Source organism: Cupriavidus pauculus, from assembly GCF_002858765.1.
Classification (GTDB): domain Bacteria; phylum Pseudomonadota; class Gammaproteobacteria; order Burkholderiales; family Burkholderiaceae; genus Cupriavidus; species Cupriavidus pauculus_B.
Genome location: NZ_PJRP01000022.1, coordinates 64491 through 89410, shown reverse-complemented (window position 1 = coordinate 89410; position 24920 = coordinate 64491). Strand labels below are relative to the sequence as shown.

The following is a 24920-nucleotide window of genomic DNA, read 5'->3' as shown; positions in this document are numbered from 1 at the left end:
ACCGCAATAATCGACCAAGGACATCCATCATGAAACTGTACGGCCATCCGCTCTCCGGACATTCGCACCGCGCCTGGCTCTTTTTGTCGCTGCTGGGCCAGCCCGCCGAGTGGATCGACGTCGACCTGCTGGCCCGCGCTCAGAAGACCCCCGAATTCCTGGCCATGAATCCGTTCGGACAGGTGCCGGTGCTGGTCGATGGCGACACGGTGATCAGCGATTCCAACGCCATCCTGGTCTATCTGAGCAAGAAGCTGGGCCGCACGGACTGGCTGCCGGAATCGCCGGCCGCCGCCGCCGCCGTGCAACGCTGGCTGTCGGTAGCAGCCGGCGACCTGGCTTTCGGTCCAGCACGCGCCCGCATCATCACCGTCTTCAAGGCGCCGTACGACAGCAAGGAAGCGATCGAACGCGCACACGTGGTGCTGAAGCGCTTGGATGACGCGCTGGCAGGCCGCGCCTGGATTGCCGCCGACCATCCGACCATTGCCGACGTGGCGCTCTACAGCTACACGGCGCGCGCGCCCGAGGGTTTTGTCGACCTGAAGGACTACGCGAATGTGCGCCAGTGGCTGGCGCGCGTGGAAGCGCTGCCCGGGTTCGCCCCGTTCCAGACCACGGCAGTGGGCCTGGCCGCCTGAGCCCCGGCGCCGCGGCCTGCCTCTTCGCCCTTCGGATCCCTTCGACATTCCGTACGACATCAGGAGCCCGTCATGACCCCGCATTCGGCTTCCCCCGTGGAAATTCTGCCCGGCACGCCCTGGCATACTGGCGAGCGCCTGCTGCAGGCCAGCATCGGCGCCGACGAGCGCTTGGCCGAAGTGGGCACGCGCGTGGTGCGCGACTACATGCCGGACCAACATCGCGATTTCTTCGCCATGCTGCCGTCGATCGTGATTGGCGCGGTGGCACCGGACGGGCGTCCGTGGGCCACGGTGCGCGGCGGCCAGCCGGGCTTCCTGCATTCGCCCGATCCGCGCCAGCTCGACGTTGCGCTGGTGCGCGACGCCGATGATCCGGCCGACGCGGGCATGGAGGACGGCGACGCGATCGGCTTGTTGGGTATCCAGCCGCATACCCGGCGCCGCAACCGTATGAACGGCACGATCTACCGCCATGCCGCCACAGGTGCTCAGGGCTTTCAGGTCGCGGTGGGCCAGAGCTTCGGCAACTGCCCGCAGTACATCCAGAAGCGCGCGCCCGTGATGACCCGCGACCCGGCCAGGCCGGCCGACGAGGCGCCCGTGATGCTCGATGCGCTGGACGCCCGCGCGCGCACGCTGATCGGCAACGCCGATTCGTTCTTCGTGGCCACGTATGTGGACCTGCCCGGCGCGCAGCGTCAGGTGGATGTCTCGCATCGTGGCGGGAAGCCCGGCTTTGTGCGCGTCGATGACGATGGCAGCCTGACGATTCCCGATTTCCAGGGCAACACGTTCTTCAACACGCTGGGCAACATGATGGTGAATCCGGTGGCCGGGCTGGTGTTCGTGAGCTATGCCACCGGCGACCTGCTGCAACTGAGCGGCCGCACCGAGGTCATCATCGATTCGCCAGACATTGCCACCTTCGAGGGGGCGCAACGGCTGTGGCGCTTCATCCCCGAGCAGATCGTCCGGCGCGACCGCGCGCTGCCGCTGCGCTGGGACATCGACCCCGAAGGCGCGTCGCCCCAGGCGCTGGCCACCGGTAGCTGGCGCTGAAATTCCGTCCGACAAACGTGGCGTTCGCGCCACCACTGTCACGGAAGTGTCATCTTCGGACATGACGATGGGCATCTGCCGCGCACCCGGCGGCAGCCATCGCCTGTTTCGTCCTGTCTGGGGAGCGCAACGATGAACACCCACCTGCAAGCGGCCGACAGCGCCGCGACACCGCACGTCCGTCCCGATCTCGACCGCCGCCCAGGAAGAATCACCTGGGCGTTATTCATTGCGCTGCTGCTGATCGGGCTCGGTTACGCCGGCAGCAGCCTGTTCCACGATGTATCGAGCACCCAGCCGCCCGCCACCCCGCTGCTGCCCTACCTGCTGCTGGGCGTGGCGCTGCTGATCGCGCTGGGCTTCGAGTTCGTCAACGGTTTTCACGACACGGCCAACGCGGTGGCCACCGTCATCTATACTCATTCGCTGCCGCCGCACTTTGCCGTGGTTTGGTCGGGGCTGTTCAACTTCCTGGGCGTGCTGGTGTCCAGCGGCGCGGTGGCGTTCGGCATCATCTCGCTGCTGCCCGTGGAGCTGATCCTGCAGGTGGGCTCGTCGGCCGGCTTTGCGATGGTCTTCGCGCTGCTGATCGCGGCCATCATCTGGAACCTGGGCACGTGGTGGCTGGGCCTGCCGGCGTCGTCGTCGCATACGCTGATCGGCTCGATCATCGGCGTGGGCGTGGCCAATGCCCTGATGCACGGGCGCGATGGCACCGCAGGCGTGGACTGGCCGCAGGCCATCAAGGTGGGCTACTCGCTGCTGTTGTCGCCGCTGATCGGGTTTGCGTTCGCGGCGGTGCTGCTGCTGGTCCTGCGCATGCTCGTGAAGAACCCGGCGCTGTACGAAGAGCCCAAGGGCAACCGGCCGCCGCCCTGGTGGATTCGCGGCCTGTTGGTGCTGACCTGCACCGGCGTGTCGTTCGCGCACGGCTCCAACGACGGCCAGAAGGGCATGGGCCTGATCATGCTGATCCTGGTGGGCACGGTGCCGCTGTCTTACGCGTTGAACCGCGCCATGCCCGTGAACGAGGCCACGCGCTTTGCCGCCGTGGCGCAGGTCACGCGCGATTCGCTGCGCGCCAGCGTGCCGGGCGCTGCACCAATCAATACACCGGCCGATACCCGGGCGGTGCTGTCCGATTACCTGCGCACCAAGGCATTCAACAACCAGGTGGTGCCCGCGCTGGCGGGCATCGCGGACAGCATCGGCGACCAGGTGCGCACGCACAGATCGCTGGCCAACGTGCCGCCGGCGGCGGTGACCAACGTCCGCAACGACATGTACCTGGCGTCGGAGGCCATCCGCCTGCTCGGCAAGGAGCAAGGTGTCAGCTTCGATGCCACGACGAAGGAAAACCTGAAGGCGTTCCAGCGCGAACTTGACACCGCCACCAAGTTCATCCCGCTGTGGGTCAAGGTGGCCGTGGCCATCGCGCTGGGCCTGGGCACGATGGTGGGTTGGAAGCGGATCGTGGTGACGGTGGGCGAGAAGATCGGCAAGTCGCACCTGACCTACGCGCAGGGCGCATCGGCCGAACTGGTGGCGATGGTCACCATCGGCGCCGCCGACATGTACGGGCTGCCAGTATCCACCACGCACGTGCTGTCGTCGGGCGTGGCCGGGACCATGGCCGCCAACCGCTCGGGCCTGCAGATGTCCACAATCCGGAACCTGGCGCTGGCCTGGGTGCTGACGCTGCCGGCGGCCATCATGCTGTCCGGCGGGCTCTACTGGCTGTTTTCGCACCTCTTCTGAGGAATTTCGAGGGAGCCGCGGCACCTGTGCCACAATCGCGCCAGTTTTTGGCCCGACCGGATGCCGCCCATGTCCCTGGAAGCCCTGCAGAACATCAATCCGCAATCGCTGCTCGATACCGCCATCAGCCTGACCGCCGCCTTCGTCCTGGGCGGCATGATCGGCTTCGAGCGGCAGTACCGCCAGCGCACGGCCGGCCTGCGCACCAACGTGCTGGTGGCCGTGGGCGCGGCAATCTTCGTCGACCTGGCCAACCATATCGCCGGGCATGACGGCGCGGTGCGCGTGATTGCGTACGTGGTGTCTGGCATCGGCTTCCTGGGCGCCGGCGTGATCATGCGCGAGGAAGGCAATGTGCGCGGACTCAATACCGCCGCCACGCTGTGGTGCTCGGCGGCGGTGGGTGCCTGCGCGGGCGCCGACATGATTGCGGAGGCCGGCATTGCCGCACTGTTCATCCTGGCCGCCAACACGCTACTGCGCCCGGTCGTCGACCGGATCAACCGCCAGCCGCTGGACACCACGGCTGTGGAAGTCACGCACACCGTGCACGTGATTACGGCCCGCGACTACCAGAAGACGGCGATGCGCCTGCTGGAAGAGGCGCTGGAAGCGGCCCAGTACCCCACGCGCGACCTGGAGGTGCGCGCCTTCGGCGAACAGGACGTGGAAATCGAAGCGGCGCTGGCGGCCACGTCGGTCGATGGCGATGTACTCGACCAGATCGTCACCCGCCTGGGCGGCACCAGCGTGGTGAGCCAAGCGTTCTGGAGTGCGAGTACGACGGAGTAAGGCCGTCGCATTGCGTAAGGCTTGTTCCCCTCTCCCGCCTTGCGGGAGAGGGGAACAGCCATCAGTCCCCGATGGCGTCCCGTACGGCGCCAACCGCAAACTGCCCCAGCACGCGCAGCGCCGTGATGTCCTCGGCCGTCCACGTCTCCACGCCGGCCAGGTAGTTGAACGTGCCGATCACCCGGCCGCCATGGCACAGCGGCACGTTGACCACGCCGTTCAGGCCCAGCGCGCGGATCGTGGCGATATCGTCGAACACGGCGGCCAGCGCCTCGTCGCCTTCGCCCACGAAGACCTCGCCGCGATCGAGCAACTGGCGTGTCCAGGCGGTATCGCCCTTGACCTTCTTGCCGCCGGGCGGATACGCCGCCGGGTCCGACGACCAGAGCCGGCGGATTTCGCGGCTTTCCACGTGCCAGGCGTTGATCGTCAGCAAACCCGGCCCGACAATGTCCAGCGTGGCCGCACCGATGGCATCCATGACGGCCTGCGGCGTGGCGGCGGCGCGCAGGCGGTCGAACAGCGGATTCAGGTGCGTTTGCCAATGGCCCAGCGTATCGACGCTTGCCATGGTCACTCTCCGTGGATGCCCAGATCCTTGATCAGCTTGCCGTAGCGGTCGGCATCGCGGCGCAGGATTTTGCCAAACTCCTGCGGTGTCGACGTGGCCGTTTCCACGCCGATCGAATCCATCTTGGCCTTGACCTCGGGCAGCGACATCACACGGTTGATCTCCGTGTTCAGCTTGGCCACCAGCGCAGCCGGCATGTTCTTCGGACCGAACGCGCCGTACCAGACCGACAGCTCATAGCCAGGGATGGTCTCGCCGACGGTGGGCACGTTAGGCAGCAGCGGCGAGCGCTTGGCCTCGGTCACCGCCAGCAGCTTCAGCTTGCCGGCCTTCACGTGCGGCAGCGTCTGCGTGCCAGCCGAAAACAGCAGCTGGGTCTGGCCCGCCACCGTATCGACCACGGCCGGCGCACCGCCCTTGTACGGCACGTGCAGCATCTGGATGCCCGCCATCTTCTCGAACAGCACGGCGCTCAGGTGGTTGGTCGAGCCAGGACCAGCGCTGGCGTAGGCCAGCTTGCCCGGATTGGCGCGGGCGTAGGCGATGAGTTCCTTGACGTTGTTGGCCGGCACCGACGGATGCACCACCATCGTGTTGGTCACGTAGGCCAGCAGGCCCAGCGGGGTGAAGTCTTCCACGCCCTTGAACGGCATGTTGGCCATCAGCGCCGGGTTCATCGCGTGCGTGCTCATCGAGCCGATCAGCAGCGTGTAGCCGTCGGGCTGCGCGCGCGCCACCATCGCCGAACCGATGTTGCCCGACGCGCCCGGCTTGTTGTCGACGATCACCGGCTGGCCCAGCGACTTGGTCAGGTGCTCGGACAGCACGCGCGCCAGGATGTCGGTGGAACCACCGGCGGCCCAGGGCACGATCAGCGTGACCGGCTTGGCGGGATAGGCGTCGGCTGCCCCGGCGTGGCCGGCAAACGACATGGCCAGCGCTGCGGCACCGCACAGCAGGCTTTTCAAAACGGACCTCATGATGCAACTCCCCTTCTGTCTTCGGACTATCTAATGTGATTTGGATTCAGCGGCCCACGGCGTAACCCTGCATGCCGCGCGCATTGGCGCCGGCGCGCAGCACCAGGCGACCCTTGCTGTCGCGTTCGCGCGTACACGCCGACATGCGGCCTTCGGACCAGTCTTCACCCACGCGAACTTCGTGCCCGCGTGCGCGCAGCGCTTCGATGGTGGCAGCCGGGAAGCGCGACTCGACGGTGATGCGGTTCAGCGTGGTCTGGCGCGGCCAGAACGATTGCGGGAAATGGTCGATATGCCAGGCCGGCGCGTCGATCGCTTCCTGCAGATTCATGCCGTGCACCGCGTGGCGCATGAAGAAGGCCAGCGACCATTGGTCCTGCTGGTCGCCGCCGGGCGTGCCGAAGACCATGTACGGTTCGCCATCGCGCAGGCACAGCGACGGCGACAACGTGGTGCATGGGCGCTTGCCGGGTGCCAGCGTATTGGGCAGGCCCGGCTCCAGCCAGGTCATCTGCAGGCGCGTGTTCAGCGCAAAGCCCAGCACCGGAATGGTGGGGCTCGACGACAGCCAGCCACCCGACGGCGTGGCCGCCACCATGTTGCCGTGGCGGTCGATCACGTCGATATGGCAGGTGTCGCCGACAAAGACTTCGCGCTCGGCCCATTCGCTGACCGGCGGCAGCGCGGCGAACGTGGGCTCGCCAATGCCGAAGCGGGTATCGGCCATGGCCAGCGTGCGGTCGGCCACGGTCAGGTCCGGCATGCGCGGCGCGCGGCCCTTGAGCGCGCCCGGCTGCATCGTCAGTGACGCCCGGTCACCGATCAGCGCGGCGCGCGCGGCCAGGTAATGCGGATTCAGCAGCGCGCAGAGTTGGCTGTCCTCGAACATCGGATCGCCGTACCAGGCCGTGCGATCAGCCATCGCCAGCTTGGCCGCCTCGGCAATCGTGTGGACGAATTCGGGCGACGTCGGCGCATGGGCATCCAGATTGGCGTGGCGCAGCATGCCAAGCTGCTGCAGGAACATCGGGCCCTGGCTCCAGATATCGCACTTGGCCACCGCGTAGCGGCCAAAATCGAGGGAGACCGGCGCTTCCACGGTGGGCTTCCAGCCGGCCAGGTCGTCGTAGCGCAGCAGGCCGGTGTGCTTTTCGCCGGTGGTGTCGCGCACGGGCGTGGTGCGGCAGTATTCGTCGATGGCCTCGGCCACGAAGCCGCGATACCAGCAGTGCATCGCCGCATCGATCTGGCCTTCACGGCTGTCGCTCTTGCTCACCGCCGTCTCGACGATGCGCGTGTAGGTATCGGCCAGCACGGGCAGCGTATGCAGCGCGCCGGGGCGCGGCACGCAGCCATCGGGCAGCCAGGTATCGGCCGAACTGTGCCATTCGTCGCGGAACAGCTGCTGCACGGCCAGGATGGCCTGCGAGATGCGCGGCACCAGCGGGAAGCCATTGCGCGCGTAGCCGATGGCCGGCGCCAGCACATCGGCCAGCGACCACGTGCCGTGGTCGCGCAGCATGGTCAGCCACGCCCCAAATGCGCCAGGCACCGTGGCTGGCATCAGGCCGATGCCGGGCATCAGTTCCATACCCTGCTTGCGCAGCGCTTCAGGATCGGCCAGCGCCGGGGCCGGGCCCTGGCCGCAGACCGAGCGCACCGCGCGGTCCTTCTCGCTCCAGAACAGGATCGGCACCTCGCCGCCGGGGCCGTTCAGGTGCGGTTCCACCACTTGCAGCACGAAGCCCGCCGCCACGGCCGCATCGAACGCGTTGCCGCCGCGTTCCAGCACGCCCATGGCCGACTGAGTGGCCAGCCAGTGGGTGGAAGCGGCAACGCCGAACGTGCCGACGATCTCGGGGCGTGTGGTGAACATCGCTAAATGACTCCTGTTTGATGCATTTGATTTGTGATTCGAGTATAGGCAGCTGCAATAACTGCCAACATCGAAATACTTATCGCTGTATTACCATTCGGTTATATCCATCCACCGCGCTCGCCCTCGCCCCCCATGCCGATTGCCACCGACAAGCTGCTGCACCAGATCGTGTCGCGCCTGCGTCTGCGCCATTTGCCGCTGCTGCTGGCGCTGGAAAGGCAGCGGTCCGTATCGCGCGTGGCGGCCGAGATGAACCTGTCCCAGCCGGCCGTAACCAAGGCGCTGCGCGAGATCGAGGACATCTTCATGACCCCGCTGTTCACGCGCACCCGCAACGGGCTGGAACCCACAGCCACCGGCACGGCCGTACTGAGCCACGCCCGCATGACGCTGGCCGACGCCGAGGCGCTGGGCCGGCAACTGGCGGTGATCGAGGCCGGCCTGCGAGGCCGGCTGCGGCTGGGCGTAATTCCGTACACGGCCCGTGCGGTGCTGGACGCCGCCCTGGCCTACGGGCTCAACCAGCAGCCGCGCGTCTCGGTGGTCGTACGCGAAGGCACCACCGACGAACTAGTCAGTGCGCTGCGTCAGCACGAACTGGACTGCGCGATCGCGCGATCGTTCTACCTGGCGGGGGAAGATATCGTGCAAGAGCCGCTGTACCGGGAAGAGCCCGTGCTCGTGGTACCTTCGCGAGCCAAGGCGCGGCTGTCGCGCGGCGACCTCGACTGGAAGCGGCTGGCCGAACTCGACTGGATCCTGCCGCCGCCGCATACGCCGGTACGGCGCACCATCAATACGATGTTCGCGGTGGCCGGCGTGGCGCCGCCACTGCCCATCGTCGAAACCTATTCGATCAAGCCGATGGCCACGCTGCTGCGCAGCCAGCCCGACGCCATCACCATCGTGCCGCGCGCCGTGGCCGCCGAACTGATCGAACTGGGCGACGCGGCGGCGCTGCCGTTTTCGCTGAGCTGGGACTTGCCGCCCGTGGGCGTGATGTGGCGGCGCGAGTCGGAAGATAACGATCTGGTGATGCCGCTGGTGGCCGCGCTGAAGGCGGCGGTAGCGTAGGACGCCTGCGATCAACCCAAAACAGAACAAGCATGAAGACCGTTGGACTGTATTTCCTGACCGCCCTGGCCGAAATTCTCGGCTGCTACCTGCCCTATCTCTGGCTGCGCCAGAACGCCAGCCCGTGGGTGCTGCTGCCAGGCGCCGCGTCGCTGGCCGTCTTTGCCTGGCTGCTGACCTTGCACCCCGACGCCTCGGGCCGGGTCTACGCCGCCTACGGCGGTATCTATATAGCAGTGGCCATCATCTGGCTTTGGCTGGTGGATGGCGTGCGGCCAAGTATCTGGGATATGACAGGTGTCACAATCGCCGTCGCCGGCATGGCCGTCATCGTGTTTCAACCGCGCTAAAGTCAGAATTAAAGGCGATTTAACCGCCACTTTCTCTGACAAAAACCGTCAGTTTATGCATCTTGAGTTCCACCCTCCCACGGGGGGGTGACAGGATTTGGCAGATACATCTCGTTACAGGTGACAAGAAATCTCACATTTTGACGATTTCTGGCCGAAATGTACCTGGCACACCTGTTGCTCTATATGACCCCGACAGCAACTGCTGTTCTCAACTAATTCAAAGGGGTCAATTCCATGAAAAAAGCACGGATGGGAATCCACCAACGGGTCCAGAAGGGTTTCACGCTGATCGAACTGATGATCGTGGTCGCGATCATCGGTATCCTGGCTGCTATCGCTATTCCGCAATATCAGGATTACGTGGCAAAGTCGCAGGTCGCACGCGCTGTGGGCGAACTGTCGGCATACAAGACGGCAATCGAAGATCGCTTGAATCAAGGCGTGACGACGATTACGGGAACTGATGTTGGCTATACCACGTCGACGCTGATTCCGACGAGCCCGTTCGATAAGGATCTCACCGCTACTGGCGGTGCCGTATCGCTGGCAGCAACCCTGGGCGGCGCCGCCAACACGGCAATCGCCGGCGCCACCATTACGCTGACCCGCTTGAACACGGGCGCATGGTCGTGCGCAATCGCAGCCAAGTCCCCGTTCAAGCCGAGCTTCGCTCCGGCTGGCTGCCCTGCCACCGTCAGCTAAGACGACGCGCGACAGCCAAGAATCGCTGTCCTATCAAAAAGCCCCGGACTTTCCCCGGGGCTTTTTTCATTTCTATGACCCGTCCTGAATAAGGTTGACACTTTTCTCGCACGAATGAGGAGAGTGCTTTGGAGACGGATCGGAAGCGAACCCAACGGGATCACACGCTGGCTTTTAAGCTGGCGGTCGTGGAGGAAGTGGAAAAAGGCGAACTGACGTACAAGCAGGCGCAAGACAACTATGGAATCCAGGGAAAGTCGACCGTGCTGGTATGGTTACGCAAGCACGGACTACAGGACTGGAGCGGCTCCTTGCCACAGGGCGCCCGGTACACCAGGATGAAAAATCAAGGGAAGGCCAAGCCCAGCACACCGGAGCAGCGTATCAAGGAACTGGAGGTCCAGTTGCGCGAGGCGCAGGAGAAAGCGCGGTTGTTTGAGGCGGTGATCGATGTGATTCAGAAGGAGCACGGGGTTCGCATTGTAAAAAAGCCTTCGGGCAAGTCCTCGCGCAAGAACTCGTCCCGGGGCTAAGCGTTAGCAGGGCTTGCCGTTACATCGGCATCAGCCGCCAGGCTTACTACAAGCGCTGCAACAGCGAGCTTCGACAAGCGGCCCGGGGATGCCCGGATCTGCGCATTGGTGGCAGAGGTGCGACTGCGCCAGCCACGCATGGGCACTCGCAAGCTGCAGCACGTCTTGCGAGCTTCGCTGGAGAGGGCGGATATGCGGGTGGGTCGTGACCGGCTGTTCGACATCCTGCGTGCGGCCAGGCTGCTGGTGAAGCCGCATCGGGCCTATCACAAGACCACCCACAGCCATCACCGCCTCCGGCGTCATCCCAACCTGCTCAAGGATGGGCCGCAGAAGGTAGTGCCCAGCGCAGCCGAGCAGGTCTGGGTCGCTGACATTACTTACTGTACGCCCAGCCAGCGTAGCCCGCCCGTCTGGGGGTGAAGCTGCTTGAGCATGTTTGGAATGCAGGACCCGGTGGAATTGACGTTGCAGTACCGGGCATGCCCTTCCTTTGCTGCGAGGGGAAGTGAGCCGAAGCGGCGGTGACCTGCTGACACTGGCAGGGTGACGTAGTCCGTGGGAAACGGGGCTTGCGGCGAAGCGGTTACGCCAAGATGAGTCTCTAGGCTGAGCATGGGACGGTTGAGGAACACGAACCTGTTGAAACGCATCTGAGGGTTGAAATGTCACCCCTGCCTACACCGCTTTACAGGCAGGACGCGGACTGCCGCCGGACACAGGTATGGGCCGGCGACACGAATGCTACTCGGATATATAAGCCGAGCAGCAGGGAGCCACGGGGAGCGCGCAGCTAGACCGTGGTGTTCGCGACGACTTGCGGCAAGCAAGGATAAAGACTGCGACAGGCAACCTCGCCCATGCGATGAGTCCAGCATGTGAACTGGGGAAGGTTTGCACAGATGCCAAGGGAGTGTGCCCCCGATGATGTGCAAACTGGCGGAGCCTCCGTAGTAGTCCGAGGCCGGGAAAGCCGGTCACATGGCGAAGGGAGGCAGTTGAAGTGGTTTGTTCGGTTGATTAGCTGACCATAGTGAGGTAGAGACCTTTGATAATCAGTGAAATGCAAAGCAAACTGACGACATGGTCAACGGAGAACAAAGAGCGAAAGTTCGATCGCCTCCTGAGATTGATTGCCGACCCGGTTGAGTCCGCCCATACTGCTCCACCTACTGCCAGGCCATCCACGAGCGGTATGGTCTGACCTGCTCCATGACCGACGGCTACGACTGCTATCAGAACGCCATGGCCGAGCGCATCAACGGCATCCTCAAGAGCGAACTCCTGCTCAGTCGCCCTGCCGTTCTGTAGCAGGCGAGCCACATGGTCAGGGAGTCCGTGCGAATTTATAACCGCGAAAGGCCCCATCAGGCTTTGCAATACAAAACACCCCATGAAATTCATCGGGCGTCTGTTGCCTTGGCGGGCTAGGTGCGAGTAGCGGCGTCAAAACCTGTCAACCTATGTTAGGACTTGACAACCTCACCTCACCCCGCCTCCCCCCGCATCCCGATCTCTCCGATTAGCTTCCCGTAGCGCGCATTGTCCGCCGCCACCATCTGCGTGAACTGGGCTGGCGAATCGCTCTTCCGAAGTTCCCCCGCGTTCGCCTTCATCGTTGCGTCAAGCTTGCCGCTGGACTGCAGCGCCGCCACCGCATCGAATAGCCGTTTCGCCATGGGCGCCGGCAGACCAGCCGGGGCAAACAGTCCGCTCCAGTTGTCGAGCACGAAGCCGGGCGGCAGCGATTCGGCCAGCGTGGGCACGTTCGGAAAGTAGCCCGTCCGGGCGGCCGATGACACCGCCAGCGCGCGGATCTGCCCGTTGCGCAGGAACGGCGCCGCCGTGGACATCACCGGCATGCCGAACTGCGTCTGGCCGCTCAGCATCGACGTCAGGATCTCGCTGGCGCCCTTGTACGGGATGTGCACGGCCTCGACATGGTGCTGGTGCAGCAGCGATTCCACGGCCAGGTGCGAGACGCTGCCCTTGCCGCCCGACCCGAAGTTCAGCGCGCCGGGCTTCTGCTTCATCGCGTCGATCAGTTCGCGCGCCGTCTTGAACGGCGACGCCGCCGGCACGGCCAGCACCACCGGGCCGCCCGACAGCGCCGAGATGGCCGTGAAATCCTTGGCGGCGTCGTACGGCTGATCCTTGTACAGATGGACGTTGATCACATGCTGGTTGGCCAGGATGCCCAGCGTGTAGCCATCGGGCTCGGCCCGCTTCAGCGCCCGCGCGCCGATGATGCCGCCGGCCCCGCCGATGTTCTCCACCACCAGCGGCTGGCCCAGCACCGGCGACAGTTCCGCCGAGATGGTGCGGGCGATGGAATCGGGCGCGGTGCCCGCGATAAACGGCACGATCAGCCGGATCGGGCGTGACGGATACGGCGCGGCGGCCACCGCCACGCGGCTCATCACGCCACCCAGTGCGGCGGCACCGGCCGCGGTGCCTGCCGTGGCCAGCCATTGACGACGATTCATGGTGTCTCCTGTCTTTTTTGTATGTGGCGCGTGTGTGGCGCAATCAGGCCCCGGCCGGGTCCAGGATGGCCTTGGCAATGGTATTGCGCTGGATCTCGCTGGTGCCCGTGAAGATGCGGAACATGCGCAGCTTGCGCCAGGTCTGCTCCACGGGATGCCCGCGCGTGACGCCCAGATTGCCGTGGATCTGCACGGCCTTGTCCGCCACCTCGAAGCAGCGCTCCGACACGAACAGCTTGCACGCGGCCGCCTTCATGCGCAGGTCGGCGCCGGCATCGGCCAGCAACGCGGTCTGGGCGATCATGCTCTCGCACGCCCACAGCGCCGCCGCCATGTCGGCCAGCATGTGCTGGATGGCCTGGAAGCGCGCAATCGGTCCGCCAAACTGGCGGCGCTGGCCCGCATACGCCACCGATGCCTGGTAGGCGCGCGTGGCGAGCCCCAGCATCGACGGGCAGTGGAGCAGCCGGTTCACGTTGATGCGCGACATGCCCAGCTTGAAGCCCCGCCCTTCGCCGCCGAAGATGTTGGCGCGCGGTACGCGCACGTTCTCGAAGCGGATGTCGGCGTCGATATGCTGGCCCGACATCGGCACGTACTCGGTGCTGACGGTCACGCCGGGAAAGTTCAGGTCGACCAGCACGGCCGTAATCGACGGCGGTGTGGTCGTGGTATCGGTCACGCACATCACGATGGCGAAGTCCGCAAACGGCGCGCCGCTGATGTAATGCTTTTCGCCGTTGATGACCAGTTCGTCGCCATCCACCACCGCGCTGGTGCGGATGCTCTGCGCGTCGGAGCCCGAATGCGGCTCGGTCAGCGCGAAGCAGGTGGATTTCTGGCCTTGGATCACCGGCTGGAAGTAGCGCGCCACCTGGTCGGGCGTGGCGTACTTGAGCATATTGCCCACGCGCGGCGGGCCGCCCAGGTCGCCCAGCACGTGCGGGGCCAGCACCGCGCCGCTGGCGGCGAGGTCGGCCTTGAGCGCGCACTGTTCCGAGATATTGAGGCCCTTGCCGCCCAGCTCCACAGGCAGGCAGGCCGCGTACAGCCCCAGTTCGCTGGAACGGCGCCAGACGTTGCGCAGCACGTCGCGCGGCCACGGGTCTTCGGTGCCCAGGCCCAGTTCGCGCTCCAGCGGCAGCAGTTCCTCGTCGATAAAGCGCTGCACCGCCGCCCGCGTTTCGATCAGCACGGGATTGGTCAGATGGTCGAACATGTCTCTTGTCTCCGTGGATCAGTTCACGCGGCGGCTGGCGCCGAGCCAGTACTGCTCGCGCACCAGCTTGCGCGCCAGCTTGCCGCTCGCGTTCTTGGGCAGTTCGGCGACGAAGTCCACCGAACGCGGCGACTTGTAGTCGGCAATGCGCGCGCGGCAGTGGCCGATCAGCTCGGCGGCGCTGGCCTGCCTGCCCGGCCACAGCGCCACTACGGCCTTGACACTCTCGCCCCAGGTGTCGTCGGGCACGCTGATCACGCAGGCTTCCATCACGTCGGGATGCTGGTACAGCGTGGCTTCCACCTCGGTCGGATACACGTTGAAGCCGCCCGAGATGATCATGTCTTTCTTGCGGTCGACCAGGTACACGTAGCCGTCGGCATCCACGCGCGCCAGGTCGCCGGTGTGCAGCCAGCCGTCGATCAGCACCTCGCGCGTCAGGTCGGGCTCGCCCCAGTAGCCCTGGAACACGTCCGCGCCACGAATCACCAGTTCGCCGATCTCGTCGCCGCTGACCTCCTCGCCGCGTTCGTTGACCACGTGCACCTCGGTTTCGCCCAGCGCGCGGCCGCACGACGCCAGCCGTTCGGGCTTGCTTTCGATCGCCAGCGCGTGGTCGGCGATGGACAGGCGCGTCACGCCCGAAGTCGATTCACTTGCGCCGTAGCCCTGCGACAGCACCGGCCCGATACGCGCCCAGGCCTCGCGGATGCGTGCCGGCGCCATCGGCGCGGCGCCGTAGGCCAGCGTCTTGAGACTGCTCAGGTCGGCCGTAGCCAGCGTGGGCTCGGCCAGCAGCATGTTGATCATGGCGGGCACCATGAACACGTGCGTCAGCTTCAGGCGCGCCACATCGGCCAGGAAGCCTGCGGGCTCGAATTTCTCGAACAGCACCAGCGTGGCGCCCAGGAACAGATAGGGCTGCATCAGCATGCCCGACGCGTGCGTGATCGGGCCGATCAGCGCCAGCCGGTCGCCGGGGCGCGCGGGGCGGTCCATGGTCAGGATCATCTTGCGCATCGACGCCAGCCGGTTGCCGTAGCTCTGCATCGCCGCCTTGATCTTGCCAGTGGAGCCGGATGAAAAGTGCAGCACGGCGAGGTCGTCGGGCTGTGGCACATAGTCGATTGCCGAATTGGCACCGCGTTCGATCAACGACTCGTAGGCGCCATAGGCACCTTCCGCACCCGCGAGGGCAATGAAATGCTCGATGCAGCCAAACCCACGGGTGTCACGCGAATAGCCCGTGTAGCCCGGCCCCGCGATCATCACGCGCGGCGTGCAGTTCTCGACCACGTCGGACGCCTCGTTGGCCGTGAAGCGCGGATTCAGCGCCGCCTTAACCAGCCCGGCCTTGTAGAGCGCACATTCGATCTCGATGATCTCCGGGCAGTTGCGCGACTGGATCGCCACGCGGTCGCCCTGCTGCAGGCCCAGCGCCAGCAACGCATTGGCCAGCCGGGTCGACCGATCGTCAAGCTGGCGATAGGTCAGCACGCGGTCGCGGTACAGCACGGCGGGGTTGTCGCCCCAGTAGCGCGCCGCACGCCGGAGGAAGTAGGCGAACGTCATCGTTGTCTCCAATCTGGATGTGTGTTGTGACCCAAGTCTGTAAGATGCATGACATCACCACAATGCCGTGACTGGAATTAAGTCATAACCAGTCGGAATGAGGAACACAAGACACGATGGAGACACGTGACCTGGACTACGTGCTGGCCGTGGGCGCCCACGGCGGCATCGGCCGCGCCGCCGAGGCACTGGGCATGACCCAGCCGGCGCTCACCAAGGCGATCCAGCGGGTAGAGGCGCAACTGGGCGTGCCGCTGTTCGAGCGCACCACGCTGGGCATGCGCGTGACGCAGGCCGGGACGGTATTTCTGGAGCGCGCGCGCCGCATCCGACTGGAATACGACGACGCGATCAAGGAGATGCGCGGCATCCAGACTGGCGAACAGGGGCTGCTGCGGCTTGGCTATTCGCCATCGATGCCCAATGCGCTGGTGCTGGGCGCCTGCCAGCAACTGCTGCGCGAACGGCCCGTGGCGCGGCTGCGCCTGAGCATGCGCGTGGCACGCGAGTTGATGGACCAGGTGCAGGCCGGCGAACTGGACCTGGCCGTGGCCCCGCTGCCGCGCCAGGCCAACCCGGCGCTGGCGACGCGCGAGCTGTTCACCGACCGCCTGGCCGTGGTGGCCGACGAAAACCATCCGCTGCAGCGCCGGCGCGACCTGACACTGGCCGATCTGGTGGGCCAGCAGTGGCTGCTGCCGACCGGGCACGTGCTGATCCGCCAGCAGATCGACAGCGCCTTTGCCAGCATCGGCCTGCCCGCGCCCATGCTGCGCGTGGAAACGGACTTCGGCAGCGCCACGCTGTTCGACCTGGTGCGTGGCACCGAGATGCTGTGCATTGCCGGATCGACGACCAACAGCAAGCGCCTGGGCCTGCGGCCGATTGCCTTGCGCGCCGATGCACTGGACCTGGGCCGCCGCGTGGGCGTCATCACGCGCGCAGGGGCCTACCTGTCACCGCTGGCGCAGCGGATGATCGATATCCTCGAAGCGCACGTGGAATGACGGGCGGCGACGGCTACGGCTACTGCTGGAACGTGCGCAGGTAGGCCAGCAGGTCGTCCAGCTGGCGCGCGTTGCTCATGCCCCAGAAGCGCATCTTGGTACCGGGCACGACTTTGGCCGGCGATTGCAGGAACGCGCGCAGCGTGTGCTCATCCCAGACCACGGCGGATGCCTTCATCGCATCGGAATAACGGTAGTCGTCGGTGCCGCCGGCCTTGCGGCCGAACACGCCGTTCAGTTGCGGCCCGAACGCCGCCCGGGCCGACGGGCCCACGTGGTGGCACGCTGCACAGCGCGTGGTGAAGATGTCCTTGCCAGACGCGATATCGCCAGCGGCGTGGGCGGAGGCGACGGCAGACAGGGCGAACAGTGCGGATGCGAGCGGTGCGGCGTACTTCATGATGCGTGATGAGAGATGGATCGGCCTGCCCTCTCCCGCATGCGGGAAAGGGGTTGGGTGAGAGGGCAAGCGTCAGCGGTGCGAGGCGCCTGGCTACGCCGGATAACTCGCCACTTCGATCAGGTTGCCGTCGGGATCGCGGCAGTACACGGACGTCATCGGCCCCAGCGCGCCGGTACGCTGCACCGGCCCCACTTCCACGGCCACCTTGTGCGCCAGGAAATGGGCGATCACCTCTTTCGGGGGCATTTTCGTGATGAAGCACAGGTCGTCGCTGCCCGACGTAGGGTGCACGCCGGTGAACCACGCCACCGTGTCTTCGTTCACCGGGCGCAGGTTGATTTTCTGCTGGCCGAACTTGACCGACACGCGCTTGCCGGTGCGCGACTCGAAGTCTTCGCGATGCATGCCCAGCACCTGCTCATACCAGGCCACGCTGGCCTCCACATCCTTTACGTTGAGCACGATGTGGTCAATGCGTTCGATCGCAAGCGTCATGGCGTGGGGGTCCTTTTGTGGTCTCTCGGAGAAGCGATTATGTAACAGCATGTGTAGCTGTGCAGTGCAAGGCGTAATGTACACCGGGCCAGCGGGAGGCGGCTTTTATACTGCCCGGCCGGTCAACCACCGCGCCCCAAGTCATGCGCCGAATCTCCTGGCTCATCATGAGCCTTGTCATCGCGGCACTGATCCAAGTGCCCGCAGGTTTCGCGGCCGAACCCGCCTCCGAGGCGGAAGTGCAGCAAATTCCCACGCTGACGCACGCCGAAGCCATCTCCGAACTGAAGCGCCTGCAGTCCGAGCAGGATCGCGTGAAACAGCAGGCGTCCAGTGCGTCCGGCAACATCAAGCTGGGCGATCTCAACGACGCGTTGAAGCAGCTCGACGACGATGTCGACAAGCTCACCGCGTCGCTGACGCCGCAGCGCGCCCAGTTGCAGGCGCAGGTCGACCTGCTCGGGCTGCCGCCCGAAGCCAGCCCCGGCAGCAAGGCGAAGGAAGCCGCCAAGGAAGCCCCCGCCGTCATCAGGCAGCGGTCGGAACTCAACGCGCGCAAGGGCCAGCTCGACGACGAACTGAAGCAGGCGGCCGACAGCAAGGACAACATCGCCCACCTGCGCGACCAGCTGGGCAAGCTGCAGCGCAGCCGCCTGAAGGACCAGCTCGCGCTGCGCTCGGAAAGTATCCTGAACCCCACCTTCTGGACGCCGCTGTTCAAGGTGTCCGAGGAAGACCGCGAGCGGCTGGGCAATTTCACCGACGACATCGGACCGCGTATCCAGCTGGCCTGGGAATCCTCGCAGCGCGGCAAGACCATCATCCTGCTGGCCGTCGCGCTGGCGGTGTGGTCGCTGGGCCGGCGGCTGCTGGAGCGCGGGCTGGCCTGGTTCTGCCTGACCCAGCTGCCTGAAACGCGTCTGCGCCGCAGCGCCCTGGCCCTGGCCACGGCGCTGACCACCGTGGCCACCACGGCGCTGGCCGTGCGCATCGTCTATGCCGCCTTCACGGGCGGCGACGAGATATCGCCCGCGCTGCAGGACCTGATGAACGAGATCGCCAAGCTGACCATGACCAGCGCGCTGATCGCCGGCCTGGGGCGCGCCCTGCTGTGCACGCGCCACCCCAGCTGGCGGCTGCCCGCGCTGGCCGATCCGGTAGCGCTGGCGATGCGGCCGTTCCCCACGGTGCTGGCCGGCCTGCTGCTGCTCGCCGGTACGCTGGAGCAACTCAACCGCATGGCCGATACCACGGTGCAGGTCACGCTGCTGGGACGGGGCCTGGTCTCGCTGGTGGTGGTACTGACCATCGGCGCTGCGCTGTTGCGCGCCAACCGCGTGCGCAGTGAACTGGTGGCTGCCGGCGAGCGGCCTGAAGAGCGCGCCACGCTGGCCGGGCTGATCCACGCGGCCGTCACGCTGATCGTGGTGGTGTCGTTCGGCGCCCTGCTGATCGGCTACATCAGCTTTGCGCGCTTCCTGACCTACGAACTGGTCTGGTTCGACATCGTGCTGTGCAGCCTGTACCTGCTGACCCAGCTGACGCGCGACATCAGCGAGGCACTGTTCTCGGCCAGCCATCGCAGCGGTCGCATCATCAAGCAGCTGTTCGGGGTGGGCGATTCGCACCTGGAACAGGTGTCGACGGTCTTGTCCGGCATCGGCGCCAGCGTGCTGCTGTTGCTGGCGGTGCTGGCCCTGCTGACGGGCGGCTTCGGCACCACGCCGGTAGACCTGCTGAACAGCCTGCTGACGGTGCTGGGTGGCGAACGGCTGCGCAGCATGAACATCATGCCGGACCGCATTCTCAACGCGGTCATCGCGTTGACCGTGGGCATCTGGCTGCTGCGCTCGGTGCGCCGCTGGCTGGACGCCGAACTGCTGCCCAAGCTCTGTTCCGAGCCCGGCCTGCGCGCATCGCTGATCACGCTATTCAGCAATGTCGGCTATGTGCTGCTGGTACTGCTGACGCTGTCGCTGCTGGGCGTGAAATGGGAAAACCTGGCGTGGATCGTCAGCGCGCTGTCCGTCGGGATCGGCTTTGGCCTGCAGGAGATCGTGAAGAACTTCGTGTCGGGCCTGATCCTGCTGACCGAACGACCGGTGAAGGTGGGCGACATGGTCAGCCTGGCCGGCGTGGAAGGCGACATCCGCCGCATCAACGTGCGCGCCACGGAGATCCAGCTTGGCGACCGATCCACGGTGATCGTGCCGAACTCGCAGCTGATCTCGCAGAACGTGCGCAACGTGACGATGAGCAACAGCACCCAGGGGGTGGCCACGCTTCAGCTTACCTTCCCGCTCAACACCGACCCCGAAGCGGTGCGCGACCTGTTGCTGGAGGTCTATCGTGCGAACGAGAACATCCTGGACATCCCCACGCCATCGGTCACGTTCAGCCAGCTGGCGCCCAACGGCATCACGCTGAGTGTGACGGGCTATGTGGGCAGCCCGCGCATCGCCGCGGGCACCAAGAGCGACCTGCTGTTCGAGATCCTGAAGCGGCTGCGCGCCGCCAACATTTCGCTGTCCGAACCGCAGACGCTGCGCGTGGAAAACATGGCGGCGGCGCTGGGCAGCTGACGACGGCGGCCGTGGGATTGGGCGACTTCTGGCGGGCTACGTCCCGCCGGGTTCGTGCCCCGTCCAGTAATCGGCACCGTCGTCGTGCGTGGACAGGACAATTCTTTGCCGGCAATGCTGGCATGTGTAGACAAAGACCTGCTTGCCGGCGCGCAGCGCATCGCCGGACCGCGCCAGGCGCGGATGAGGCGGAACATAACCAGGACGACCCAGCAGGTTCTTGCAAAGTTCGCAAGGAACCATCGTGCTCTCCAGACTCTGACTTCGGACCTTGCAACAGCCATGTCCGCCTGACTTGCAGACATTGCTGCAACGCAACAGGGGCCAGTATAGGCGCACGATCGTTCGATCGCCACGGGCTTTCCGGCGGATAGATTAATTCCTCGATTTGCCGGAAACATCCGCTGCATAGCGGTCGGTGGCGGCCAGGAGCCGGTCCATGATGCCCGGTTCCGTCCACGCGTGGCCGGCGCCTTCGATCAGGTGGAAGTCGGCGTCGGGCCATGCCTGGTGCAGCGCCCAGGCGTAGCGGACGGGGCACGGCATGTCATAGCGGCCATGCACGATCACGCCGGGGATGCCGGCCAGCTTGTGGGCATCGCGCAGCAACTGGCCGTCGTCAAGCCAGCCGCGATGCGTGAAGTAGTGGTTCTCGATGCGCGCAAAGGCCAGCGCAAAGTGGCCTTCGTCATGCTTGGCCGCAATGTCGGGATTGGGCAGCAGCGTGATGGTCTCGGCTTCCCAGACGCTCCAGGCGCGTGCGGCTTCCAGTTGCTTCTCGCGGTCGTCGCCGGTCAGCAGCTTGCGGTAGGCCGCCATCATGTTGCCCCGCTCGGCGGCAGGCACCGGGGCCTGGAAACGCGCCCACTTGTCGGGAAACATCTCCGAGACGCCGAACTGGTAATACCAGTCGAGTTCGGCCCGCGAGACCGTGTAGACCCCGCGCAGCACCAGTTCGCTGACACGCACCGGGTGGGTCTGCGCGTAGGCCAGCGCCAGCGTCGACCCCCAAGACCCACCGAACACCAGCCATTGTTCCACGCCGATCAACTGGCGCAGCTTTTCGATGTCGTCGACCAGATGCCAGGTGGTATTGGCCTCCAGCGAGGCATGGGGGGTGGACTGTCCGCAACCGCGCTGGTCAAACAACAGCACGTCGTAGCGCGCCGGATCAAACAGGCGCCGATGGTCCGGCGAAATGCCGCCGCCGGGCCCGCCATGCAGGAAGACGGCCGGCTTGGCGCCGCGCGTGCCGACGCGCTCGAAATACAGGACATGACCGTCGCCCACGTCGAGCGTGCCGGTCTCGTAGGGTTCGATTTCGGGATAGAGCGTACGCAGGGCGGACATGAAATGTTTCGGGTGGAGATCATTTGAAACAAAAGTGTAGCCTCGGCGTGGCCGGATGGCTTTAAGTTTCGTTTAAGTCTGCGGCCCTAGATTTGAGCCGTACCGCAACCGAACCCCAAAGAGGTGAAGCCATGACTCCCCAAGACGTGCAAGCACTGGAAGCCTTCCTGAGCCAACTGACCCAGGCGCGCGTGGACAGCAAGGACGCCCAGGCCGCGGCAATGATTGCCGATGCGGCCGCGCACCAGCCCGATACCGCCTACCTGCTGGTGCAGCGGTCGATGCTGCTCGATCGCGCGCTGCAACAGGCGCAGGCGCAGATCCAGTCGCTGCAGATGCAGCTGCAGGCAGCCCAGGCTGCCAATGGCCCGGGCGGGCGCGGCTTCATGGACAACGACACCGCCTGGGGCAACAGCGCCGGCCGCGCAACGCAGGCTGCCCCGGCGCAGCAATACCAGTCCCCGCAGTACCAGTCCCCGCAATACCCCTCGCCCCAGTACCAGGCGGCACCGGCACAGCCAGCCCAGGCGGCGCGCCCAGGCTTTCTGGGTGGCGGCTTAGGCGGCACGCTCGGCAGCATCGCCACCACGGCTGCCGGCGTGGCGGGCGGCGCCATGCTGTTCCAGGGCATCGAGAACCTGTTCCATCGCGGCAGCAGCGGCGGTGGCTTCTTCGGCGGGCAGCCAGCAACGGGCTCCGAAACCGTGGTGAACAACTTCTACGGCGACGACAGCGGCGGCGGCAACCTGGACAACGGGCTGGACGACTACGTCGACAGCAGCCAGGACGACGACTCGTCGTTCTTCTGACCCCGCGGCGCCGCACGGCGCCTGTAGGACAGGCACCGGTTGCCGCCCTGCCCCATTGCGCGCAGGATCAGGGCAACCGGGCGCCGACTGCCCGGCAAGGGGAGCCGGCGCCATGAAGACGTTCCACTGCAATCGCTGCGACAACCTGGTGTTCTTCGAGAACATCGCCTGCGAACGCTGCCAGGCCACGCTCGGCTTCGTTCCCGCGCTATCGCAGCTGGCAGCCTTCGAGGGCGACGATGCCGGCGGCTGGCGCAGCCTGCATCCCGACGCCCACGGCGCCATGTTCCGCCGCTGCCACAACTATCAGATGGAAGCCGTCTGCAACTGGATGGTGCCGGCGGACGATCCCGGCACGCTATGCGAGGCGTGCAAGCTGACCCACACCATTCCGAATCTCGACGCGCCCGAGAACCGCCTGTACTGGTACCGGTTGGAATCCGCCAAGCGGCGCCTGCTCTATACGCTGCAGTCGCTGGGGTTGCCGGTCATCTCGCGCGACGACGATCCCGTATCGGGCCTGCAGTTCGACTTTCTGGCGGACACCGGGCCGCACGATCCGGCGATGACCGGTCACGACAACGGCCGCATCACCATCAACATCGCCGAGGCCGATGACGCGTACCGCGAACGCACCCGCACCGAGATGGGCGAAGCCTATCGCACGCTGCTGGGGCACTTTCGACATGAGGTGGGACATTTCTACTTCAACCGGCTAGTTGCCGGCACGCGGCGCATCGAACCGTTCCGCAAACTGTTCGGCGACGAAAGCGCCGACTACGCGGCGGAGCTGCAGCGGCACTATGACCAAGGCGCGCCGCCCGACTGGCAGGCGTCGTTTGTCAGCGCCTATGCGTCGATGCATCCGTGGGAGGACTGGGCCGAAACCTGGGCCCACTACCTGCATATGGTGGATACGCTTGACACGGCAGTGTCATGCGGGCTGGTGCTCAAGCCGGAAAGCCCGCGCGAGCCGACACTGACAGACCAGACGCCCGTGGAGGACGCCAGCTTCCGCAGCCTGATGCAGCGCTGGTTTCCGCTGACCTACGTACTGAACAGCCTGAACCGTAGCCTGGGCGTGCCGGATGGCTACCCGTTCACCCTGTCGCCGGCGGTGGTGGCCAAGCTGGAGTTCGTGCATCGTGTGATCGATGCCACGGCGCACGAGCATGCCAGCCCCGCGCCGCAGCCGACGGGCAAGTCCGCCGTCGAACCTGACATCAAGCCGTCACGGTAACGTCACGGCGCGGCGCACTGGCCAGAGACCACGCGAACACCATCAGGCCACCCAGCGCCAGCAGCGCGCCAACCCAACCCGTGGATGTCCAGCCCATGCCGGCGGCGATGGTCACGCCGCCCAGCCAGGCGCCCAGCGCGTTGGCCATGTTGAAGGCCGAATGATTGAGCGCGGCGGCCAGCGTCTGTGCGTCGCCGGCCACGTCCATCAGCCGGATCTGCAGCGGCGGGCCCAATGCCACCGCCGTGCCCACCAGCATCACGTTCAGCGACGCCAGCCAGGCGTGGTGCGCCGTGAACACGAACGCGCCGAGCACCAGCGCCGACCACACCAGCACACCGCCCACGGTTGGCATCAGTGCGCGGTCGGCCAGCTTGGCGCCCGCCAGGTTGCCGGCCACCATGCCGACACCGAACAGCGCCAGCACGATGGGGATGCCGCTGGCCGGCATGTGCGCCACTTCGAGCATGGTCGGCTTGACATAGCTGAACACCGCGAACATGCCGCCAAAGCCAATCGCGCCGATGCCAAGCGTGAACCACACCTGCTTGCGTGCCAGCGCCGACAGCTCGCGCAGCGGGCTGGCATGGCGATCGGCCGGGACGAACGGCACCCAGCACCAGACCAGCAGCACCGTCAACGCGCCGATGGCGCCCACGATCATGAACGCCGCGCGCCACCCCAACCATGTGCCGATGCCGGCCGCGATGGGCACGCCCACCAGCGTCGCCACGGTCAGGCCAAGCATGACCAGGCCCACGGCCTGGGCCCGGCGCTCGCGCGGCACCAGGCTGGCCGCCACCAGCGCCGCCACGCCAAAGTAAGTGCCATGCGGAAAGCCGGTCAGCAGCCGCAGGACCAGCATCGACAGGTAGCTCGGCGCCAGCGCGCTGGCCACGTTGCCGATGGCAAAGAACGCCATCAGCGCGATCAGCAGGTTGCGGCGCGGCCAGCGCGCGCCCAGCACCGCCAGCAGCGGCGCACCGATCACCACGCCCAGCGCGTAGGCGCTGATCAGGTGTCCGGCTTCGGGGATGCTGACGGCCAGGTCGCGGGCGGCATCGGGCAGCAGGCCCATGATGACGAACTCGCCGGTGCCAATGCCAAAGCTGCCCACACCAAGCGCCAGCAGCGCGCGGCGGTCGGCGGCACGGTCGCGGGGCGTATCGGTGTGGGCTTGGGGGGCGAGATCGGGGACGTTATCGAAATTTCCGGAAGGAGCGGTCATGAGGAGAGATCGCGAGACACTTGTTATGGCTTTGCGCCGCGCACTGGCGGGCAGGATCTTGCGTCCTGCCTCGGGGGCTCCAGCGTGCTCCGGTGCGGCGTCGTAATGGGTAATGCGGGAAATGCGGGTGATACGGGTGATACTGCTACGTAGTACTGCGTTGTACCGCCGGAGGGCGGCCCGA

Annotated in this window: 21 protein-coding genes and 2 pseudogenes; 13 read left to right on the top strand and 10 right to left on the bottom strand. The window is 65.9% G+C overall.

Going from position 1 to position 24920, the window contains the following annotated elements; all coding sequences use genetic code 11:
- Positions 1-29: 29 nt before the first annotated feature.
- The 4 genes from CYJ10_RS30275 (at position 30) to CYJ10_RS30260 (ending at position 4253) form a co-directional block, all read left to right on the top strand.
- A complete protein-coding gene (locus CYJ10_RS30275; protein ID WP_101685132.1) occupies positions 30-641 on the top strand; it encodes a glutathione S-transferase family protein in 612 nt (203 codons plus the stop codon).
- Between the two features lie 72 nt (positions 642-713).
- Positions 714-1703, top strand: a complete 990-nt coding sequence (locus CYJ10_RS30270) for a pyridoxamine 5'-phosphate oxidase family protein (protein WP_101685131.1) — start codon at positions 714-716, stop codon at positions 1701-1703.
- Between the two features lie 132 nt (positions 1704-1835).
- Entirely contained in the window at positions 1836-3461 is a 1626-nt protein-coding gene (locus CYJ10_RS30265; protein ID WP_101685130.1) for an inorganic phosphate transporter, read from the top strand.
- 69 nt (positions 3462-3530) lie between these two features.
- On the top strand, positions 3531-4253 hold the full coding sequence (locus tag CYJ10_RS30260; protein WP_219621553.1) for an MgtC/SapB family protein: 723 nt from the start codon (positions 3531-3533) through the stop codon (positions 4251-4253).
- A 61-nt stretch (positions 4254-4314) separates the two neighbouring features.
- Here CYJ10_RS30260 and CYJ10_RS30255 read toward each other — a convergent pair whose 3' ends face one another.
- Genes CYJ10_RS30255 through CYJ10_RS30245 form a run of 3 tightly spaced genes read right to left on the bottom strand, consistent with a single transcriptional unit; the run spans position 4315 to position 7680 of the window.
- Positions 4315-4824, bottom strand: a complete 510-nt coding sequence (locus CYJ10_RS30255; protein ID WP_101685129.1) for a GAF domain-containing protein — start codon at positions 4822-4824, stop codon at positions 4315-4317.
- 2 nt (positions 4825-4826) lie between these two features.
- Positions 4827-5804, bottom strand: a complete 978-nt coding sequence (locus CYJ10_RS30250; RefSeq protein ID WP_101685128.1) for a Bug family tripartite tricarboxylate transporter substrate binding protein — start codon at positions 5802-5804, stop codon at positions 4827-4829.
- Between the two features lie 46 nt (positions 5805-5850).
- On the bottom strand, positions 5851-7680 hold the full coding sequence (locus CYJ10_RS30245) for a gamma-glutamyltransferase family protein (protein ID WP_101685127.1): 1830 nt from the start codon (positions 7678-7680) through the stop codon (positions 5851-5853).
- A 135-nt stretch (positions 7681-7815) separates the two neighbouring features.
- On the opposite strand from CYJ10_RS30245, the gene CYJ10_RS30240 reads away from it, so the two are divergent.
- The 5 genes and pseudogenes from CYJ10_RS30240 to CYJ10_RS30210 all read left to right on the top strand — a co-directional run.
- Positions 7816-8757 (top strand): LysR family transcriptional regulator, encoded by a 942-nt coding sequence (locus tag CYJ10_RS30240; protein ID WP_101685126.1) that lies wholly within the window; start codon positions 7816-7818, stop codon positions 8755-8757.
- 32 nt (positions 8758-8789) lie between these two features.
- Positions 8790-9107 carry a YnfA family protein gene (locus tag CYJ10_RS30235; protein WP_101685125.1) on the top strand — a complete coding sequence of 106 codons (318 nt, stop codon included), beginning with the start codon at positions 8790-8792 and terminating at the stop codon, positions 9105-9107.
- A gap of 237 nt (positions 9108-9344) precedes the next feature.
- Positions 9345-9812, top strand: a complete 468-nt coding sequence (locus CYJ10_RS30230) for a pilin (RefSeq protein ID WP_308303024.1) — start codon at positions 9345-9347, stop codon at positions 9810-9812.
- A gap of 128 nt (positions 9813-9940) precedes the next feature.
- Positions 9941-10729, top strand: a pseudogene (locus CYJ10_RS35015) (IS3 family transposase); the annotation flags it as partial.
- 774 nt (positions 10730-11503) lie between these two features.
- Positions 11504-11776, top strand: a pseudogene (locus tag CYJ10_RS30210) (integrase core domain-containing protein); the annotation flags it as partial.
- A gap of 56 nt (positions 11777-11832) precedes the next feature.
- Here the strand turns inward: CYJ10_RS30210 and CYJ10_RS30205 are convergent.
- Genes CYJ10_RS30205 through CYJ10_RS30195 form a run of 3 tightly spaced genes read right to left on the bottom strand, consistent with a single transcriptional unit; the run spans position 11833 to position 15622 of the window.
- On the bottom strand, positions 11833-12831 hold the full coding sequence (locus tag CYJ10_RS30205; RefSeq protein ID WP_101685121.1) for a tripartite tricarboxylate transporter substrate-binding protein: 999 nt from the start codon (positions 12829-12831) through the stop codon (positions 11833-11835).
- Between the two features lie 43 nt (positions 12832-12874).
- Positions 12875-14050: an acyl-CoA dehydrogenase family protein gene (locus tag CYJ10_RS30200; RefSeq protein WP_101685120.1), complete on the bottom strand. Its 1176-nt coding sequence runs from the start codon at positions 14048-14050 to the stop codon at positions 12875-12877.
- Positions 14051-14068: 18 nt separating this feature from the next.
- A complete protein-coding gene (locus tag CYJ10_RS30195) occupies positions 14069-15622 on the bottom strand; it encodes an AMP-binding protein (RefSeq protein WP_101685119.1) in 1554 nt (517 codons plus the stop codon).
- A 116-nt stretch (positions 15623-15738) separates the two neighbouring features.
- Between CYJ10_RS30195 and CYJ10_RS30190 the strand changes: the two genes are divergently transcribed.
- Positions 15739-16629 (top strand): LysR family transcriptional regulator, encoded by an 891-nt coding sequence (locus tag CYJ10_RS30190; protein ID WP_101685118.1) that lies wholly within the window; start codon positions 15739-15741, stop codon positions 16627-16629.
- Positions 16630-16648: 19 nt separating this feature from the next.
- Here the strand turns inward: CYJ10_RS30190 and CYJ10_RS30185 are convergent, their stop codons facing one another.
- Both CYJ10_RS30185 and CYJ10_RS30180 read right to left on the bottom strand, forming a co-directional pair.
- Positions 16649-17029: a c-type cytochrome gene (locus tag CYJ10_RS30185; protein WP_101685117.1), complete on the bottom strand. Its 381-nt coding sequence runs from the start codon at positions 17027-17029 to the stop codon at positions 16649-16651.
- A 93-nt stretch (positions 17030-17122) separates the two neighbouring features.
- Positions 17123-17527 carry a VOC family protein gene (locus tag CYJ10_RS30180; RefSeq protein WP_101685116.1) on the bottom strand — a complete coding sequence of 135 codons (405 nt, stop codon included), beginning with the start codon at positions 17525-17527 and terminating at the stop codon, positions 17123-17125.
- Positions 17528-17670: 143 nt separating this feature from the next.
- Here CYJ10_RS30180 and CYJ10_RS30175 point away from each other — a divergent pair, with 143 nt between their 5' ends.
- Positions 17671-20109: a DUF3772 domain-containing protein gene (locus tag CYJ10_RS30175; RefSeq protein WP_101685115.1), complete on the top strand. Its 2439-nt coding sequence runs from the start codon at positions 17671-17673 to the stop codon at positions 20107-20109.
- Positions 20110-20484: 375 nt separating this feature from the next.
- Here the strand turns inward: CYJ10_RS30175 and pip are convergent, their stop codons facing one another.
- On the bottom strand, positions 20485-21459 hold the full coding sequence (gene pip, locus CYJ10_RS30165; RefSeq protein ID WP_101685113.1) for a prolyl aminopeptidase: 975 nt from the start codon (positions 21457-21459) through the stop codon (positions 20485-20487).
- A 131-nt stretch (positions 21460-21590) separates the two neighbouring features.
- Here pip and CYJ10_RS30160 point away from each other — a divergent pair, with 131 nt between their 5' ends.
- Both CYJ10_RS30160 and CYJ10_RS30155 read left to right on the top strand, forming a co-directional pair.
- Positions 21591-22268 (top strand): DUF2076 family protein, encoded by a 678-nt coding sequence (locus CYJ10_RS30160; RefSeq protein ID WP_101685112.1) that lies wholly within the window; start codon positions 21591-21593, stop codon positions 22266-22268.
- Between the two features lie 112 nt (positions 22269-22380).
- On the top strand, positions 22381-23508 hold the full coding sequence (locus tag CYJ10_RS30155) for a zinc-binding metallopeptidase family protein (RefSeq protein ID WP_101685111.1): 1128 nt from the start codon (positions 22381-22383) through the stop codon (positions 23506-23508).
- Here CYJ10_RS30155 and CYJ10_RS30150 read toward each other — a convergent pair.
- Entirely contained in the window at positions 23492-24736 is a 1245-nt protein-coding gene (locus tag CYJ10_RS30150) for an MFS transporter (protein ID WP_101685110.1), read from the bottom strand. The two genes, CYJ10_RS30155 and CYJ10_RS30150, sit on opposite strands and share 17 nt — an antisense overlap.
- Positions 24737-24920 lie beyond the last annotated feature (184 nt).

Coding starts and splice junctions, on each gene's coding strand:
- CYJ10_RS30275 (WP_101685132.1), top strand. CDS start 30: ATGAAACTGTACGGCCATCCGCTCTCCGGACATTCGCACCGCGCCTGG.
- CYJ10_RS30270 (WP_101685131.1), top strand. CDS start 714: ATGACCCCGCATTCGGCTTCCCCCGTGGAAATTCTGCCCGGCACGCCC.
- CYJ10_RS30265 (WP_101685130.1), top strand. CDS start 1,836: ATGAACACCCACCTGCAAGCGGCCGACAGCGCCGCGACACCGCACGTC.
- CYJ10_RS30260 (WP_219621553.1), top strand. CDS start 3,531: ATGTCCCTGGAAGCCCTGCAGAACATCAATCCGCAATCGCTGCTCGAT.
- CYJ10_RS30255 (WP_101685129.1), bottom strand. CDS start 4,824: ATGGCAAGCGTCGATACGCTGGGCCATTGGCAAACGCACCTGAATCCG.
- CYJ10_RS30250 (WP_101685128.1), bottom strand. CDS start 5,804: ATGAGGTCCGTTTTGAAAAGCCTGCTGTGCGGTGCCGCAGCGCTGGCC.
- CYJ10_RS30245 (WP_101685127.1), bottom strand. CDS start 7,680: ATGTTCACCACACGCCCCGAGATCGTCGGCACGTTCGGCGTTGCCGCT.
- CYJ10_RS30240 (WP_101685126.1), top strand. CDS start 7,816: ATGCCGATTGCCACCGACAAGCTGCTGCACCAGATCGTGTCGCGCCTG.
- CYJ10_RS30235 (WP_101685125.1), top strand. CDS start 8,790: ATGAAGACCGTTGGACTGTATTTCCTGACCGCCCTGGCCGAAATTCTC.
- CYJ10_RS30230 (WP_308303024.1), top strand. CDS start 9,345: ATGAAAAAAGCACGGATGGGAATCCACCAACGGGTCCAGAAGGGTTTC.
- CYJ10_RS30205 (WP_101685121.1), bottom strand. CDS start 12,831: ATGAATCGTCGTCAATGGCTGGCCACGGCAGGCACCGCGGCCGGTGCC.
- CYJ10_RS30200 (WP_101685120.1), bottom strand. CDS start 14,050: ATGTTCGACCATCTGACCAATCCCGTGCTGATCGAAACGCGGGCGGCG.
- CYJ10_RS30195 (WP_101685119.1), bottom strand. CDS start 15,622: ATGACGTTCGCCTACTTCCTCCGGCGTGCGGCGCGCTACTGGGGCGAC.
- CYJ10_RS30190 (WP_101685118.1), top strand. CDS start 15,739: ATGGAGACACGTGACCTGGACTACGTGCTGGCCGTGGGCGCCCACGGC.
- CYJ10_RS30185 (WP_101685117.1), bottom strand. CDS start 17,029: ATGAAGTACGCCGCACCGCTCGCATCCGCACTGTTCGCCCTGTCTGCC.
- CYJ10_RS30180 (WP_101685116.1), bottom strand. CDS start 17,527: ATGACGCTTGCGATCGAACGCATTGACCACATCGTGCTCAACGTAAAG.
- CYJ10_RS30175 (WP_101685115.1), top strand. CDS start 17,671: ATGCGCCGAATCTCCTGGCTCATCATGAGCCTTGTCATCGCGGCACTG.
- pip (WP_101685113.1), bottom strand. CDS start 21,459: ATGTCCGCCCTGCGTACGCTCTATCCCGAAATCGAACCCTACGAGACC.
- CYJ10_RS30160 (WP_101685112.1), top strand. CDS start 21,591: ATGACTCCCCAAGACGTGCAAGCACTGGAAGCCTTCCTGAGCCAACTG.
- CYJ10_RS30155 (WP_101685111.1), top strand. CDS start 22,381: ATGAAGACGTTCCACTGCAATCGCTGCGACAACCTGGTGTTCTTCGAG.
- CYJ10_RS30150 (WP_101685110.1), bottom strand. CDS start 24,736: ATGACCGCTCCTTCCGGAAATTTCGATAACGTCCCCGATCTCGCCCCC.